At 73.0% G+C, this 16,031-nt stretch carries 15 protein-coding genes and 1 pseudogene; 11 read left to right on the top strand and 5 right to left on the bottom strand.

The annotated features are described in order from the left end of the window. The first annotated feature begins 52 nt into the window (after window positions 1-52). Window positions 53-919, top strand: a complete 867-nt coding sequence (locus tag ACGFU6_RS16280) for a thioesterase family protein (protein WP_393611360.1) — start codon at window positions 53-55, stop codon at window positions 917-919. 37 nt (window positions 920-956) lie between these two features. Further along, on the top strand, window positions 957-1,943 hold the full coding sequence (locus tag ACGFU6_RS16275; RefSeq protein ID WP_393611359.1) for a helix-turn-helix transcriptional regulator: 987 nt from the start codon (window positions 957-959) through the stop codon (window positions 1,941-1,943). On the opposite strand, the gene ACGFU6_RS16270 is transcribed toward ACGFU6_RS16275, so the two are convergent. Continuing rightward, on the bottom strand, window positions 1,897-2,754 hold the full coding sequence (locus tag ACGFU6_RS16270) for an alpha/beta fold hydrolase (RefSeq protein WP_393611574.1): 858 nt from the start codon (window positions 2,752-2,754) through the stop codon (window positions 1,897-1,899). The genes ACGFU6_RS16275 and ACGFU6_RS16270 overlap by 47 nt on opposite strands. Before the next feature lie 45 nt (window positions 2,755-2,799). After that, window positions 2,800-3,414 (bottom strand): annotated as a pseudogene (locus tag ACGFU6_RS16265) (TetR family transcriptional regulator); the annotation flags it as partial. Window positions 3,415-3,479: 65 nt separating this feature from the next. Between ACGFU6_RS16265 and ACGFU6_RS16260 the strand changes: the two are divergent. From ACGFU6_RS16260 to ACGFU6_RS16250, 3 genes are all read left to right on the top strand, one after another. Further along, window positions 3,480-3,677 (top strand): hypothetical protein, encoded by a 198-nt coding sequence (locus ACGFU6_RS16260; RefSeq protein ID WP_393611591.1) that lies wholly within the window; start codon window positions 3,480-3,482, stop codon window positions 3,675-3,677. A gap of 55 nt (window positions 3,678-3,732) precedes the next feature. Beyond that, complete coding sequence (locus ACGFU6_RS16255; RefSeq protein WP_393611358.1) at window positions 3,733-4,095, top strand: DUF4190 domain-containing protein; 363 nt, start codon at window positions 3,733-3,735, stop codon at window positions 4,093-4,095. Between the two features lie 152 nt (window positions 4,096-4,247). Further along, on the top strand, window positions 4,248-5,417 hold the full coding sequence (locus ACGFU6_RS16250) for a cysteine desulfurase family protein (RefSeq protein WP_393611573.1): 1,170 nt from the start codon (window positions 4,248-4,250) through the stop codon (window positions 5,415-5,417). Between the two features lie 16 nt (window positions 5,418-5,433). Here ACGFU6_RS16250 and ACGFU6_RS16245 read toward each other — a convergent pair whose 3' ends face one another. After that, complete coding sequence (locus ACGFU6_RS16245; protein ID WP_393611357.1) at window positions 5,434-6,096, bottom strand: N-acetylmuramoyl-L-alanine amidase; 663 nt, start codon at window positions 6,094-6,096, stop codon at window positions 5,434-5,436. A gap of 61 nt (window positions 6,097-6,157) precedes the next feature. Between ACGFU6_RS16245 and mnmA the strand changes: the two genes are divergently transcribed. Further along, window positions 6,158-7,288, top strand: a complete 1,131-nt coding sequence (mnmA, locus tag ACGFU6_RS16240) for a tRNA 2-thiouridine(34) synthase MnmA (protein ID WP_393611355.1) — start codon at window positions 6,158-6,160, stop codon at window positions 7,286-7,288. Window positions 7,289-7,421: 133 nt separating this feature from the next. Here mnmA and ACGFU6_RS16235 read toward each other — a convergent pair whose 3' ends face one another. Both ACGFU6_RS16235 and ACGFU6_RS16230 read right to left on the bottom strand, forming a co-directional pair. After that, window positions 7,422-8,222, bottom strand: coding sequence for an alpha/beta fold hydrolase (locus tag ACGFU6_RS16235; protein ID WP_393611353.1), 801 nt, complete (start codon window positions 8,220-8,222; stop codon window positions 7,422-7,424). A 106-nt stretch (window positions 8,223-8,328) separates the two neighbouring features. Then, window positions 8,329-8,664, bottom strand: coding sequence for a DUF427 domain-containing protein (locus tag ACGFU6_RS16230; RefSeq protein ID WP_393611351.1), 336 nt, complete (start codon window positions 8,662-8,664; stop codon window positions 8,329-8,331). A gap of 77 nt (window positions 8,665-8,741) precedes the next feature. Here ACGFU6_RS16230 and ACGFU6_RS16225 point away from each other — a divergent pair, with 77 nt between their 5' ends. The 5 genes from ACGFU6_RS16225 (at window position 8,742) to ACGFU6_RS16205 (ending at window position 15,835) form a co-directional block, all read left to right on the top strand. Then, a complete protein-coding gene (locus tag ACGFU6_RS16225) occupies window positions 8,742-9,281 on the top strand; it encodes a TIGR00730 family Rossman fold protein (RefSeq protein ID WP_123523401.1) in 540 nt (179 codons plus the stop codon). Window positions 9,282-9,333: 52 nt separating this feature from the next. After that, window positions 9,334-10,023: an SDR family oxidoreductase gene (locus ACGFU6_RS16220; protein ID WP_393611349.1), complete on the top strand. Its 690-nt coding sequence runs from the start codon at window positions 9,334-9,336 to the stop codon at window positions 10,021-10,023. A gap of 34 nt (window positions 10,024-10,057) precedes the next feature. Then, on the top strand, window positions 10,058-11,083 hold the full coding sequence (locus ACGFU6_RS16215; RefSeq protein ID WP_393611347.1) for a methionine synthase: 1,026 nt from the start codon (window positions 10,058-10,060) through the stop codon (window positions 11,081-11,083). 30 nt (window positions 11,084-11,113) lie between these two features. Next, the gene (gene ligA / locus ACGFU6_RS16210) at window positions 11,114-13,405 is read left to right on the top strand and encodes an NAD-dependent DNA ligase LigA (protein ID WP_393611345.1); all 2,292 of its coding nucleotides are present in this window, start codon (window positions 11,114-11,116) and stop codon (window positions 13,403-13,405) included. Between the two features lie 258 nt (window positions 13,406-13,663). Next, window positions 13,664-15,835 (top strand): putative bifunctional diguanylate cyclase/phosphodiesterase, encoded by a 2,172-nt coding sequence (locus ACGFU6_RS16205; protein WP_393611344.1) that lies wholly within the window; start codon window positions 13,664-13,666, stop codon window positions 15,833-15,835. The last annotated feature ends 196 nt before the right edge of the window (window positions 15,836-16,031 follow it).

The following is a 16,031-nucleotide window of genomic DNA, read 5'->3' as shown; positions in this document are numbered from 1 at the left end:
ACCGGCCGAGAAAAGCTACCGCTCAGTAATACAATCGGGGTACGGTGCGTCCATGGCACAGGCAGCAACGCAGACGGCAGAGGCCGCGCAGGCGACCATCGGCGACAGCGAGTTCGACCGGGACACCGCCGTCACCCTTCGCGAGGAGGGCGTCTACGACGCCGAGCTCTCGGCCGGCTGGACGATCATCCGCGCCGTCAACGGCGGCTACCTGCTCGCCATGCTCGGCCGCGCCCTCAGCGAGGCGCTCCCGCACCCGGACCCCTTCTCGGTCTCCGCGCACTACCTCACCGCGTCCGTCCCCGGGCCCGCGGTGATCCGCACCCAGGTCGTCCGGACCGGGCGCACCCTCTCCACCGGCGAGGCCTCCCTCTTCCAGTACGCGGACGACGGCACCGAGGTCGAGCGCATCCGGGTCCTCGCCACCTACGGCGACCTGGGTGCCCTGAGCGACGACATCCGCACCGCGGCCGTGCCGCCCGCCATCGCGCCCCGGGAGCACTGCCTGGGCCCCGGCGACGGGCCCGCCGCGATCCCCGGCAGCTCCGCCATCACCGAGCGGCTCGACATCAGGCTGGACCCGGCGACCATCGGCTGGGCCGTGGGACAGCCGTCCGGCAAGGGCGAGATGCGCGGCTGGTTCGGGCTCGCGGACGGCCGCGACGCCGACCCGCTCTCGCTGCTGCTCACCGTCGACGCACTGCCGCCGACCTCGTTCGAGCTGGGGCTCAAGGGCTGGACCCCGACCATCGAACTCACCACCCACGTCCGCTGCCGCCCGGCACCCGGCCCGCTCCGCGTCTCCATCACCACCCGCAACCTCGCGGGCGGCTACCTGGAGGAGGACGCCGAGGTCTGGGACAGCGCCGACCGGCTGGTGGCCCAGTCCCGCCAGCTCGCCAGGGCGCCGCGCAGCTGATACCCCGCGAGGGCCCGGGCCGGGAGATGCTGGTGCGGTGAAGGCCGACCGGTTGCTCTCCATCCTGCTGCTGCTCCAGACCCGTGGCCCGGTCCCCGCGCCCGAGCTCGCGGAGCGCCTGGACGTCTCCGTACGCACCATCTACCGGGACGTCGAGGCGCTCTCCGCGTCCGGCGTCCCCGTCTACGCGGAACGCGGCAGGCACGGCGGTATCGCCCTGCTGCCCGGGTTCCGCACCGATGTCACCGGGCTGACCGCCGACGAGGCGCGCGCCCTGTTCGTCACGGCGGCGGACGGCGCGCACCGGGCGCTCGGGCTCGACGCGGCGATCGGCTCCGCGCTGCGCAAGGTGATGGCGGCGCTCCCCGCCCCGCACCGGCCCGCCGCCGAGCTGACCAGCCGCCGGATCCTCGTCGACCCGGTGCGCTGGATGAGCGGTCCGCGCGGCACCGTCGACATCGCCGAGCTGCACGACGCGGTGTTCACGGACCGGCGGCTGCGGCTGCGCTACCGGCACAGCGGTACGCGGACCGCGCGCACCCTCACCGTCGATCCGTACGGCCTGGTGGTGAAGGCGGGCGTCTGGTACCTGGTCGCGGACCGGGACGGGGAGCCCCGGCTCTTTCGCGCGGACCGGGTGCGGCGGGCCGTCCTCACCGACGAGCCGGTGGTGCGCAGACCCGGCGTGGAACTGGCCCAGGTGTGGGAGGTGCTGCGCCGTCAGGTGGAGGAGCGGCGGGGGGAGGTGACCCTGCTGGTACGGGTGCACCGCTCCCGGCTGGACCTGTTCCTGCGGCTGAACGCGGCCGTGCTCACCGGGGAGCCCCGGCCCGAGGAGCGGGACGGTGAGTGGCTGCGGGCCGAACTCGCCGTGGAATCGGTGGAGTGGGCGCGCTCCCTGCTCTCCTTCGGCCCGAATGTCGAGGTACTCGCACCGCCCGCCGCGCGCACGGTGGTCGCCGCGCACGCGGCCGCCGTCACGGCGCTGTACGGGGAGCCGGGGGCGTCCGCAGGAAGCCGGTGAGCGCGGCGGTCAGCTCCGCCGGGGCGTCCTCCTGCACGAGGTGTCCGGCCCCCTCGATGAGCCGCAGCTCGGAGCCCGGTACGAGGGCGGCCAGTTCATGGCCGCGTCCGACCGGGATCCAGGTGTCCTCGGTGCCCCAGCAGATCAGTACCGGCGGCTCGATCTCGCCGTAGCGGTGCTGGATCTCATCGGTGAACCGCTGGTCGTTCTGGCTGATCTGGCGGTAGAAGGCGGGCTGTCCGGCCTCGGTGCACCAGGGCGCGACCAGCCGGTCCAGGACCGCCGGACGCAGGCCGGGGTGGCTGGCCGAGCTCACGTACTCGCGCACCAGCGCACGGTGCAGCGCCGGGGGCAACTGCCCGAAGACCTCCGGGTGTCCGCCGAGCAGGCGGTAGGCGGGTGAGCCCCAGGGGGCCAGCGCCACCGGGTCCACCAGCGCCAGCCGGCGGTAGCGGGCGCCGTGCAGCAGATGGGCGCGCAGGGCGACGCAGCCGCCGAAGTCATGGGCGAACACGGCGGGTTCGGAGAGCTCCCAGTGGCCGAGGAGTTCGGTGAGCACCCGGGCCTGGGAGCCGAGCGAGACGTCCTGGCCCTCGTACTGGGCGGAGGCGCCGTACCCGGGCAGGTCCCAGACGAAGACCCGGTGGTCCTGGGCCAGTGCGCGGGCCACCCCGCGCCAGACGTACGAGGAGAAGGGCGTCCCGTGCACCAGGACCACCGGCGGCGCCCCGGCCCCGCCCAGGGCGGCCCAGCGGACCTCCCCCGCGGAGCTGCGGAACGTGCGGTCCAGGACCCAGGTGTCGTCGCTCATGCGGGCCAGCCTAGGGGGCAGGGGGCAGGGGGCGGAGGGGCTGCCGTCCAGCCAGTGCCGCCGGCCGAGCGTGACCAGGCGGAGCCGGCGCCGGGCCACCTCGGCCACCGCACGCCCGCCGTCCGGGCCCGCGTCCAGCAGCGCCGAGGCGGTGATCACCATGTGGTCGACGTAGAGGCCGCCCAGCATCAGCAGGTCCTCCTCGCTCCAGCCCCGCGACTCCGGCTCCCCGGCGAGGGCCGCCGCCACTTCCTCGGTGAACCGCAGCAGCTGGGCCGCGATGGCCTCGCGGACCGGGCCGACGCCGCCGTGCTGCTCGCGGGCGATGAACCGGAAGTGGGCGGGCTGCTCCCGGACATGACGCGCTATCAGGCCGACGCTGCGGTCCAGCCGCACCTCGCTGTCGCCGGTCTCGGCCAGGATCGCGCCGATCATTCCGTGCAGGCTGCCCAGCGTCTGCTCGACGAGGGCCACCCCGAGGGCGGCGATGTCGTCGAAGTGCCGGTAGAAGGCCGTCGGCGTGACACCGCCCGCGCGGGTCACCTCGCGCAGCCCCAGGCTGCTCAGGCTCTGCTCCTCCAGCAGCCCGAGGGCGGCGTCGAGCAGTGCCTGACGCGTCTTCAGCTTCTGGGCCTGGCGGATACCGGCGGTGTGACTCATGCCATTCAGTAAACAACTGTTCTCCGGGGTGGGGAAGTGCTGAGCGGGTCTAGACTGACAAGTCAGTGAACACTCGTGCTCTCAACTCGGAAAGGCCGGCCATGATCGTCCTCGTCGTCGCCCTGCTCCTGCTGGGGATCGTGCTGGGAGCGGTGACCCACATGCCGCTGCCGCTGACGCTCGTCCTCGGCGCCCTCATCGGCTGCTGGCTGCTGGTCTTCGCCGTACGTGAGCGGCTGGGCGCGCGGCGCAGCTCCAGGTGACGAACGCCGCCGCCCTGTCGCAGCCGCCCGTATCCACCCCGAAGGAGTCCGCACCATGACACTCACCACACTCGGCCGCCGCTCCGCCGCGACGGAAGGCACCGGGCCGGACGCCCCCGTCCAAGCCCACGCCGCCGACAGCTCCGTCCGGTCCACGCGCCGGTCCACGCGGGGCCGGTCCGCGCGGGAGGCCGACGCCCTCGCGGTCGCCTCGTTCGTCCTCGGCCTCGTCGGACTGCTGGTGATGAACGTCCTGCTGGGCCCGGCGGCCATCGTGATGGCGGTCATCGCCCTGGCCCGTTCCACCGCCCGTCGCGGCCGCGCCCTGCTGGGGCTCGCGCTCGGCGTCGCTGACCTGGTGGTTCTGGCCCTCCTCGTCACCGGGGACGGCGCCGTCGGCTGGAGCTTCGGCGGCTGACGGAGCGCGATCGCGGTGCGCGGTCACCGGAATCACGGTGTACCCGGCACCGATTCCGCGGTGCGCGTGGCACTGATTTCGCGGTGTGCGGGTACGAAGGCGCCATGCGCCCGCTCCGTGCCCCGCCGCAGGCTCGTAGAATCGAGCCCACCATGGCTTACCTCGACCACGCCGCGACCACCCCGATGCTTCCGGAAGCGATCGCGGCGATGACCGCCCAGCTCGCTGTCACCGGCAACGCGTCCTCCCTGCACGCCGCCGGGCGCCGGGCCCGCCGTACCGTCGAGGAGTCCAGAGAGACCCTCGCCGACGCCCTCGGCGCACGCCCCAGTGAGGTGGTCCTCACCTCCGGCGGCACCGAAGCGGACAACCTCGCGGTGAAGGGCCTGTACTGGGCCCGCCGCGACGCCGACCCCCGCCGTACCCGGGTGCTGGCCAGTCCCGTCGAGCACCACGCGGTGCTCGACGCCGTGGACTGGCTGGCCGAGCACGAGGGCGCGACCGTCGAGTACCTCCCCGTCGACCGCTACGGGCGCGTCCACCCGGACGTGCTGCGCGAGGCGCTGGTCCGCAACCCCGACGACGTCGCGATGATCACCGTGATGTGGGCCAACAACGAGATCGGCACCATCATGCCGATCCGTGAACTGGCCTCCGTGGCGCGTGAGTTCGACGTTCCGATGCATGCCGACGCGGTGCAGGCCTTCGGTCAGCTGGAGGTCGACTTCGCCCGGTCAGGACTGGCCGCGATGACCGTCAGCGCTCACAAGATCGGCGGCCCGTTCGGAGTCGGCGCACTGCTGCTGGGCCGCGACTTCACCCCCGTGCCCGTGCTGCACGGCGGCGGTCAGGAGCGCCATGTGCGCTCCGGCACCCTCGATGTGCCCGGCGTCGCGGCGTTCGCCGTCGCGGGACGGCTCGCCGCCGACGGACGCGAGGACTTCGCCCGGGAGACCGGCGGCCTGCGCGACGAGCTGGCGGCGGCCGTGCTGGCGCGGGTCCCGGACGCCGTCCTCGGCGGCGACCCGGCCCCCGGCGGGCGGCTCCCGGCCAACGCGCACTTCACGTTCCCCGGCTGCGAGGGCGACTCCCTCCTGCTGCTGCTGGACGCCCAGGGCATCGAGTGCTCGACCGGCTCCGCCTGCACGGCGGGGATCGCCCAGCCCAGCCACGTGCTGCTCGCCACCGGCACCGACCCGGACCTGGCGCGCGGCACCCTGCGCTTCTCGCTCGGCCACACCACGACCAAGCAGGACATCGACGAGGTGGCGCGGGCCATCGGACCCGCGGTGGAACGGGCCAGGACGGCCGGGCTCAGCTGAAGGCCGGCGGCGCGCCTCAGTGCCGCGCCGCCCGCACCAGCTTCATGTAGCGGTCCCAGTCCCAGTGCTTCCCGGGGTCCGTGTGATCGGCGCCCGGCACCTCCACGTGCCCGATGATGTGCTTCCGGTCCACCGGTATTCCGTACCGCGCGCATATCGCGGCGGTCAGCCGGGCGGACGCCGCGTACATCGCCGCCGTGAAGTCCTGCGGGCGGTCCACGAAGCCCTCGTGCTCGATGCCTACACTGCGCTCGTTGTAGGAGCGGTTGCCCGCGTGGAAGGCCACGTCCAGCTCGCGGATCATCTGCGTCACATGGCCGTCCTTGCGCACCACGTAGTGCGCCGCGGCCCCGTGCCGGGGGTCCTGGAAGACCTTGACGGCGCTCTGGAAGCTGCCCTGCGTGACATGGATGACGACCCGGTCGACGCCGTAGTCGTCGGGGCGGTCCGCCCGCCGCCAGTTCGACGGGGACGCCGCCGTCCACTCGGCCCGCGCGTAGTCCACCGCGCCCGGCGTGCGGGGCTTCTCCACGCCCGGCAGCCGCCACCAGGCACGTTTCAGCTGATCGCGGGCGAGCGCCGCCGTGCCGGCCGCCGTGACGACGCCACCGATCAGCACCGAGCGGCGGCTGATGCCGGTGCCCGAGCCCTCGGTGCCATTCGTGCCCTTGGTCCCCATGTGTTCGACAACGCATATCCAGGAGCGTTCGGTTCCCGTCGCCCCGTACCCTGGTGGAGCTATGACTCAGACTTCCCAGCGCCCCCTCCGTGTCCTCGCCGCCATGTCGGGCGGTGTCGACTCCGCCGTCGCCGCGGCCCGCGCCGCCGAGGCGGGCCACGACGTGACCGGCGTGCACCTCGCCCTCTCCGCGAACCCGCAGTCCTTCCGGACCGGAGCCCGGGGCTGTTGCACGATCGAGGACTCCCGCGACGCCCGCCGCGCCGCGGACGTCATCGGCATCCCCTTCTACGTCTGGGACCTGGCGGAACGCTTCCGCGAGGACGTCGTGGAGGACTTCGTCGCCGAGTACGAGGCCGGCCGCACGCCCAACCCGTGCCTGCGCTGCAACGAGAAGATCAAGTTCGCGGCGCTGCTCGACAAGGCGCTCGCGCTGGGCTTCGACGCGGTCTGCACCGGCCACTACGCCACGGTCGTGCTCGCCGCGGACGGCAGCCGCGAGCTGCACCGCGCCTCCGACATGGCCAAGGACCAGAGCTATGTGCTGGGCGTCCTGGACGAGCGCCAGCTCGCCCACGCCATGTTCCCGCTCGGCGACACCCTCACCACCAAGGACGAGATCCGCGCCGAGGCCGAGCGCCGGGGCCTGGCCGTCGCCAAGAAGCCCGACAGCCACGACATCTGCTTCATCGCCGACGGCGACACCCAGGGCTTCCTGGCCGACCGCCTGGGCGGCACGGCCGAGGGCGACATCCTCGACGAGTCCGGCACCAAGCTCGGCACCCACGAGGGCGCCTTCGGCTTCACCATCGGCCAGCGCAAGGGCCTGCGCATCGGCCACCCCGCGGCCGACGGCAAGCCGCGCTACGTCCTGGACATCTCCCCGGTGAACAACACGGTGACCGTCGGCCCCGTCGAGGCCCTCGACGTGACCGCCCTGACCGCGATCAAGCCCCGCTGGTGCGGCACCCCGCCGTCCGGCCCCGGCACGTACACCGCCCAGCTGCGCGCCCACGGCGGCGAGACGGAGGTGAGCGCCGAGCTCACCGACGGCACGCTCCACGTCTCGTTCACCGAGCCGGTGCGAGGCGTGGCCCCCGGCCAGGCGGTCGTGCTGTACGACGGCACCCGGGTGGTCGGCTCCGCGACGATCGCGACGACGGTGCGCCGCGAGACGGCCGCGGCGGGCTGACCGGCAGCGCCGCACCACGTCAGTACCCCGCGCGGAAACGCCCGACCCCTGTACGGGCGTGGCCGCGCGGAGTGCTCTCGGCCCCCGGCCCGCGTTCCGGTCGCGTGCCCCGGACGCGGTCGGCGAGGTGCTCTCAGGACGCCTGGCCCGCGTACACGTTCCGGGCGAAGAACTCCGCCAGCACCGGCGCGATCACCTGCGGGGCCAGCTCGCGGGTCTGGCCCGTCAGCGTGCGGTGGCGGCCCCGGGGGAGGGCGTCCGCCAGCAGCCGGGTCGCCGTCCTCGCGAAGTCCGTGCTGAAGCCGCCGACGACCACGAGGGTCCGTGCCGTGACGGAGGCGAACCGTCCCTCCGGCACCGCGCCGTCGCCGAGCAGCGCGTCGTCGTACGCCAGGGTGTGCGCCATCGACTCCAGGTTCCGCCACAGCGGCGCACTCCGCATCCTGGCGATCAGATCGGCCGGGACGCCCGTCGTGGCCAGGAACAGCTCCACCGCCCCGTCCCGGTCCCCGGCGGACAGCAGCCGGTGCAGGCGTTCCGTGCAGTCCGCCTTGAACAGCAGCCCGGCCGGGCCGGGGGTGTACGGGGGCTCGTAGACCGCGAGCATGCCGACGGGGAGCCCGGCGGCCTGCGCCTCCAGGGCCAGCGCGCCGCCGGCCCCGACGCCGAACACCGAGGGGCGGCCGCCCACCGCCGCGACGACCGCGCCCAGGTCCTCGATCTCGCGCTCCACCGCGTACGGACCGCTGTCCCCGCTGTCGCCCCGGCCGCGCCTGTCGTAGGTGACGACGTGGAAGCGCGGCGCCAGCAGGCGCGCCAGCGGGGCCTCGGTCGCGGCCGTGGCCAGGGCCCCGCCCACCAGGATCACCGGCGGTCCTTCACCCCGGCACCGGTACGCGATCAGGGTGCCGTCGCGGGAGAGAGTCTTGTCCATGTGAAGGTGGACTGCGGGCCGCCCGGAAACTCATCGCCGGACGCGAAGAAGTTTTGAGCTTTCTCTTCACCGCAGCTCACCGCGGGTGCTGACGGCAGGTCAGCGGTCAGGACGGGACGGCCTCGGTGTCGTAGAAGCAGAAGTGGTCCTTGATCGCGGCGACTTCCTCCTTGGGCTCCGGGTACGCCCAGACGAGATCGGCCGCGTCCGGCAGCGACCAGTAGGAGGCGTCCCCCTTGAACGGGCAGTGGGTACGGGTGTCCGACGCCGTCAGCAGCTCGGTGCGGACGTCCTCGGGGGGCAGGTAGTACCGCGCCGGACAGCCCGTCTCGCGCAGGACGAGCGGTCGCCGGCTCTCCGCGAGCAGTACACCGTCGCGGACCACGCGAACGTGCTCGGCGGCGGGCTCAACGGTGATGAGGTGTCCTCGGGTGGCAGTCATGTGTGTTTCAGCGGTGCGGCACGCCCGTTTCTTCCCCGGCGGCACGGCTGTCGGTGGCGGGTTCTACCGTGGAGGCCATGAAGATCTGCGTATTCCTCTCCGCCGCCGACCTCGACGAGCGCTACACCCGTCCCGCCCGCGAGTTCGCCGAACTGATCGGCCGGGGCGGACACACCCTGGTCTGGGGCGGCTCCGAGAGCGGGCTGATGAAGGTCGTGGCCGACGGGGTGCAGGAGGCCGGCGGGAAGCTGGTCGGGGTCTCGGTGGACTTCCTGGCCGCCAAGGCCCGTACCAACGCCGACGAGATGGTGATCGCGGGCGACCTCGCGGAGCGCAAGGCCCTCCTCCTGGAGAAGTCCGACGCCGTCGTGATCATGGTGGGCGGCACCGGGACGCTCGACGAGGCCACCGAGATCCTGGAGCTCAAGAAGCACGGCAAGCACACCAAGCCGGTCGTGCTGCTCAACACCGCGGGCTTCTACGACGGCCTGCGCCAGCAGTTCCAGCGCATGGAGGACGAGGGCTTCCTGCCCCTCCCGCTGACCGACCTGGTGTTCTTCGCGAAGGACGGCGTGGGCGCGCTGGCCTACCTGGAGGAGTGGTCCGGCCTGCAGTGATGTGCCGGTGGTGACGTGAAGGGCGTGATGTGACGGGTGCGACGATGGGGGCATGTCCACTCACCTCATCACCGGCGCCGGTTCCGGCATCGGCGCAGCAGTCGCCCGCCGTCTCACCGAGCGCGGCGACGATCTCGTACTCCTGGCCCGTGACGCGGGCCGCGCCAGGGAACTCGCCGCGATGCACCCCGGCGCCCGCACGATCGTCGGCGACCTCTCCAACCCGGACCGGCTCTCCTGGGCCTTCGCCCAGCAGCCGGTGCCGGAGCGGCTCGACTCGCTCATGCACATCGCGGGCGTCGTCGAACTCGGCCGGGTCGGGGAGCTCACGCCCAAGGCCTGGCACCTCCAGCTCAACGCCAACCTGGTCGCCCCGGCCGAGCTGACCCGGCTCTTCCTGCCGCAGCTGCGCGTCGCCGAGGGCCACGTCCTCTTCGTCAACTCCGGCGCCGGGCTCGCCGCCCACGCCGAGTGGAGCGCCTACGCGGCGAGCAAGCACGGGCTGAAGGCGCTGGCCGACTCGCTGCGCCACGAGGAGCACGGCAACGGGGTCCGGGTGACCACCGTCTACCCCGGGCGCACCGCGAGCCCCATGCAGGCCAAGGTCCACCAGCAGGAGGGCAAGGAGTACGACGCCGAGCGCTGGATCGACCCGGAGTCCATCGCCACCACGATCCTGATGGCGATCGACCTGCCGCGCGACGCCGAGGTCAACGACCTCACGGTGCGCCCCGGCCGCTGACGGCACGGGCCGGGAACGCCCGTAGGCTTCCCGCGTGAGCGAGAAGAGCAAGTTCAGGGACTGCCCGGCCACCGGAATCGGTTCGATGCCCGGAGGGGACGCCCGGGAGGCGGCGAAGACCGTCACCGGCTCCTTCGGGGACGGCCAGGGCGTGCCGTACCTGGCGGAACTGCCCGCACGAGGGCCGGGCGCGGACATGATCGGGCGGACCATCGGGCTGCTCGTCGAGATGTACGGCCACGTCGAGCCGAGCGGCTGGCGGATCAGCGACCGGCCGGGGCGCGACACCCGCCGGGCCCGCTCCTGGCTGGGCGAGGACCTCGACGCGCTGGAGGAGTTCACCCAGGGCTACGAGGGCCCGCTCAAGGTGCAGGCCGTCGGGCCCTGGACGCTGGCCGCCGCCCTGGAGCGCCGGGGCGGCGAGGCCGTGCTCGGTGACCCGGGTGCCTGCCGCGACCTGGCCGGATCGCTGGCGGAGGGGCTGCGCGACCACCTCGCCGAGGTACGGCGGCGGATGCCCGGAGCCCGGGTGCTCCTCCAGCTCGACGAACCGTCCCTGACCGGCGTCCTGCGCGGGCGGGTCAGGACGGCGAGCGGCTACCGCACCTACCGGGCGGTGGACCGTCAGCTCGTCGAATCCACCCTGCGCGAGGTGCTGAGCGCAGCCGGCGAGAGCGCGACGCTCGTCCACACCTGCGCGCCAGAGGTCCCGTTCGCCCTGCTGCGCCGGGCCGGGGCGGACGGCATCTCGTTTGATTTCTCTCTGCTCACCGAGCGTGAGGAGGAGGCGATCGGGGAGGCCGTCGAGGGCGGTACACAGCTGTTCCTCGGGGTGGTGCCGGGCACCGACCCGGCCTCGGACGGATTGTCGGACCCGGGCGGTAGCGTCATGGGTGTCAGGACGCTGTGGCGCAGGCTGGGGCTGAATCCGGGGACTCTGACCGAGTCCGTGGTGATCACTCCCTCGTGCGGCCTCGCGGGTGCGTCGCCCGCGTACGCACGGGCCGCGCTCGCCCACTGCGGCCGGGCGGCGAGATCGCTCGCAGACAACCCTGAGTAACGGGGCACTGGGTAACGGGAGGACGGGACGATGGCCGGCGAAGAGCAGACGGCAGGGCCGGTGGAGGCACGTACCGAGGTGCCGCCCGAGGCACGTACCGAGGTGCCCGCGGAGCCGCGGGAGCGGCACGCACTCCTCGCCGAGCAGCTGGAGGAGCACCGCTTCCGCTACTACGTGAACGACCAGCCGGTCGTCAGCGACGCCGAGTTCGACCGGCTGATGCGTGAGCTGGAGGCACTGGAGGACACGTATCAGCCGCTGCGCACGCCCGACTCGCCGTCGCAGAAGGTCGCGGGGCCCTACCGGACCGAGTTCACCTCCGTCGAGCACCGCGAGCGGATGCTGTCCCTGGACAACGCCTTCGACGACGAGGAGCTGGCCACCTGGGGCGAGCGCGTCGCCCGGGACGTGGGCGCCACCGGCTACCACTACCTGTGCGAGCTGAAGATCGACGGCCTGGCGGTCAACCTCACCTACGAGAACGGCCTGCTGACCCGGGCCGCGACCCGCGGCGACGGCCGCACCGGTGAGGACATCACGCCCAACGTCCGCACGATCGCGGAGATCCCGCACCGGCTGAAGGGCGACCACGTCCCGGCGCTCGTCGAGATCCGCGGCGAGGTCTTCTTCCCGATGGAGGGCTTCGAGGAGCTGAACGCCCGGCTGGTGGAGGCGGACGACAAGCCCTTCGCCAACCCGCGCAACGCGGCGGCCGGTTCGCTGCGCCAGAAGGACCCCAAGGTCACCGCGAGCCGCCCGCTCCACATGGTCGTCCACGGCATCGGCGCCCGCGAGGGCTTCGACATCGACTGCCTCTCGCACGCCTACGAGCTGCTCCAGGCCTGGGGCCTGCCCACGGCCAAGTACAACAAGGTGGTCGACTCCCTCGAAGGCGTAAGGGAGTTCATCGCCTACTTCGGCGAGAACCGGCACTCGGTGGAGCACGAGATCGACGGCGTCGTCGTCAAGCTCGACGAGATCCCGCTGCAGGGCCGGCTCGGCTCAACCTCGCGGGCCCCGCGCTGGGCGATCGCCTGGAAGTACGCGCCGGAGGAGGTCAACACCAAGCTGGTCAACATCCGCGTCGGCGTCGGCCGCACCGGCCGCGTCACCCCGTACGCGCAGGTCGAACCGGTCGAAGTGGCCGGCTCCGAGGTCGAGTTCGCCACCCTGCACAACCAGAACGTGGTGCGGAGCAAGGGCGTCCTGATCGGTGACACGGTGGTGCTCCGCAAGGCGGGCGACGTGATCCCCGAGATCCTCGGGCCGGTCGTCGACCTCCGCGACGGCACCGAGCGGGCGTTCGTCATGCCCACCGAGTGCCCCGAGTGCGGCACAGAGCTGCGGCCCATGAAGGAGGCCGACATCGACGTCCGCTGTCCCAATGCCCGCTCCTGCCCGGCCCAGCTGCGCGAGCGCGTCGCCTACCTCGCTGGCCGCAAGTGCCTGGACATCGACCACTTCGGCTATGTCGCAGCCGCCGCGCTGACCCGCCCGCTGGAGCCCGCCGACCCGCCGCTGCGCGACGAGGGCGATCTGTTCGGGCTGACCGTCGAGCAGCTGCTGCCCATCCGCGCCTACGTCCTGGACATGGACAGCGGGCTGCCCAAGCGCGACCCGAGGACGGGGGAGGAGAAGACCGCGCTGGTCTTCGCCAACCAGCAGGGCGAGCCGAAGAAGAACGCCGTCGCGATGCTGGACGCCATCGCGGCCGCCAAGGAGGCCCCGCTGGCCCGCATCCTCACCGGGCTCTCGATCCGGCACGTCGGGCCGGTCGCCGCGCAGGAGCTGGCCCGTCAGTTCCGGTCCATCGACCGGATCGACGAGGCCACCGAGCAGGAGCTGTCCGACGCCGACGGGGTCGGGCCGATCATCGCCGCCTCGGTCAAGGCCTGGTTCGCCGAGGACTGGCACCGGGAGATCCTGCGCAAGTGGCGGGAGGCCGGGGTCCGGATGGCGGACGAGGGAGCCGGCGAGGAGGAGGGGCCGAGGCCGCTCGAAGGACTCACCGTCGTCGTCACCGGCACGCTCGCCACGCACACCAGGGATGGCGCGAAAGAGGCCCTCCAGAGCCGCGGGGCGAAGGTCACGGGCTCCGTCTCGAAGAAGACCTCCTTCGTGGTGGTCGGTGACAACCCCGGCTCGAAGTACGACAAGGCCGTGCAGCTGAAGGTGCCCGTGCTGGACGAGGACGGCTTCGCCGTACTGCTCGCGGACGGACCCGACGCGGCGCGCGAGGCGGCGGTTTCGGCCGGGGCGGAGACGGACGCGGAGTCCGCGACGGAGGCCGGGACGACGGGCGGGACGGACGCCGGGGAGTAGCGGCGGGGAGCGGTGCCGGGCCCCGGTGCGGGGAGTCGTGGGCGTACGCCCGGATTCACCCGGTCGGCGCATAGCAGATGCTGACGGACGGTCGGTTCGCATTCGGGCAAGAGATGTAGACCGCTGCCCCTGGAAGCCTTCTGCGGCCTACTGTTGAGGGATGCGCCCGCGGCGCCCGGTCACCGGGTGTGCAGCGCGTGGTGGCAGGGAACGGAACCATCAGGTGACATCGGCACCGCCGGCTGTGAGAGGGACGGAATGAAACCGACCGAGAACGCCGCACCGGTGTCGCGGCTGCAGGGTTTCGCCGGACTCACGCACAAGGTGGGCGCTGTCGTCGTGGCCCTCGCCACCGTCCAGCTCGCGACCGGCTTCTACCGGACGGTCAGCGGCGGGCACGCGCTCTTTCCCGACGGGAAGGCCGGCTGGTCGCTCGCCGTGCTCACCGGGATCGTCGTCGGTCACCTCGTCGCGCTCGGCCGCGACCGCTGGTGGGGCGGCACCGGCTCCGGGGCCGCCCTCACGCTCGCCGTGCTGCTGCTCTACGGCTGGGTGCCCGCCGGACTGGTCAGCCTGGTCGTGGTCGTGCTCGTCGGGATGGCCCGCAGGCACCGCTGGTGGCAGGGGCTGCTGCACGGCGCGGTGGACATCCTGGGGGTGGGCGCGGCGGCACTGGTCATGGCCGCGTTCGGTGAGGTGCAGACCGTCGAGTCGCCCTGGCAGCCACTCGACTGGGGCATCGACGTCATCCCGGAAGTCCTCCTCGCCGCCTCCACCTATCTGCTCGTCACCCGGGTGCTGCTCTGGTACGCCCGCTCGCCCCAGGGCGGCGGGCTGCCGACGGCCGCCCGAACCGCACTGCTGCGCCAGGGCCTCGTCGCGGTCGCGCTGCTCGGCATCGCACCGCTGATCTGCGTCGTCGCCATGGCCATGCCGGTGCTGCTGCCGCTCTTCGCGGTCCCGCTCATCGCGCTCGACTCGACGCTCTGGATCGCCCGTGCCAGGGCCGAGGAGCAGCTGCGGGACCCGCTGACCGGACTGCCGAACCGCCAGTGGCTGCTGGAACGCACCTGGACGGCCCTGGAGGAGGCCGAGAGCGTGGGCAGCCGGGTCGGCCTGGTCCTGATCGACCTCGACCGCTTCCGGGCGGTCAACGACACCCTCGGCCATCTGGCCGGGGACCGGCTGCTGCTGCAGATAGCGGACCGGCTGCGCCTCGCCCTGCCGCGCGGCGCGGAGGTGGCCAGGCTCGGCGGCGACGAGTTCGCCGTCCTGCTGCCGGCCGCCGACTCCACCACCAGCGCCATGCGCGTCGCCCGCCATCTGGTCGCCGCGCTCTCCTCCCCGCTGGACCTCGACGGGCTCACCCTGGTGCTGGAGGCCAGCGCCGGTGTCGCCGTCCACCCCGACCACGCGCTGGACGCCGAGGGGCTGCTGCGCCGGGCGGACGTGGCCATGTACCAGGCCAAGCGGGACCGCACGGGCGTCGAGGTGTACGAGTCGAAGCGCGACAGCAACACCCCCGACCGGCTCGGGCTCCTCGGTGACCTGCGGCGCGCGCTGGACGCGGGCGAGGTCGAGCTGCACTACCAGCCCAAGGTCCGCTTCGACGGACAGGTGGCCGGCCTCGAAGCGCTGGTCCGCTGGGTGCACCCCGAGCGGGGCCGGGTCCCTCCGGACGAGTTCATCGCCATCGCGGAGTCGTCCGGGCTGATGCCGCACCTCACCGAGTACGTACTGGAGACGGCGCTCGCCCAGGTCGCCAGATGGCGGGCGCAGGGGCTGTTCGTCCCGGTCGCGGTCAACGTCTCCCCGCGCGATGTGCACACCCCCGGGTTCGCCGGCGGTGTCGCGGCCCGGCTGGCCCGGCACGGCGTCCCGGCCGGCGCCCTCCAGCTGGAGATAACGGAACACGTCCTGCTGGAGGACCCGCAGCGGGCCGCGGACACGCTCGCCGGGCTGACCGGGCACGGCGTGAAGATGTCCCTGGACGACTTCGGCACCGGATACTCCTCCCTCGTCCACCTGCGCCGGCTGCCGGTCAGCGAGCTCAAGATCGACCGGTCCTTCGTGGCCCGGCTCGCCATCGACCACGAGGACGCGGAGATCGTCCGCTGCACGATCGACCTGGCGCATTCGCTCGGCCTGCTGGTCGTCGCGGAGGGCGTCGAGGACGACGAGACCTGGGAGCGGCTGCGGGACCTGCGCTGCGACGCGGTGCAGGGCTGGCTGGTGGCGGCCGCGATGCCGCCGCAGGAGACGACCGCCTGGCTGCGGGCGCGCAGCGAGCACGGGTGGCGGCGGCCCGCGGAGCTGGCCGCGGCGGCCGCCGCGGCGGCAGCGGCCGCGTCCGTCACCGCCGCAGCGACGCCCGAGCTGGAGCAGCGGCCGTCCGGGCGGACGGCGGACTCGCGGCCCGCGACGACGTAGGGCGGAGCGCGGGGTCGGGGCCGCGATGACGTAGGGCGGAGCGCGGGGTCGGGGCCGCGATGACGTAGGGCGGAGCGCGGGGTCGGGGCCGCGATGACGGGAGCCGGAGACGCCCGGCGGCCGCTTTGTCCTCAATCGCCGGACGGGCTTGATTTGGCCCGGCCGTGGACCCCATAGGATTGGGGGCCGGCGGCAC

The sequence above is a fragment of the Streptomyces sp. NPDC048462 genome, from assembly GCF_043200175.1.
GTDB lineage: Bacteria > Actinomycetota > Actinomycetes > Streptomycetales > Streptomycetaceae > Streptomyces.
The sequence above is the reverse complement of the archived record's forward strand: the minus strand, read 5'-3'. Positions and strand labels throughout refer to the sequence as shown.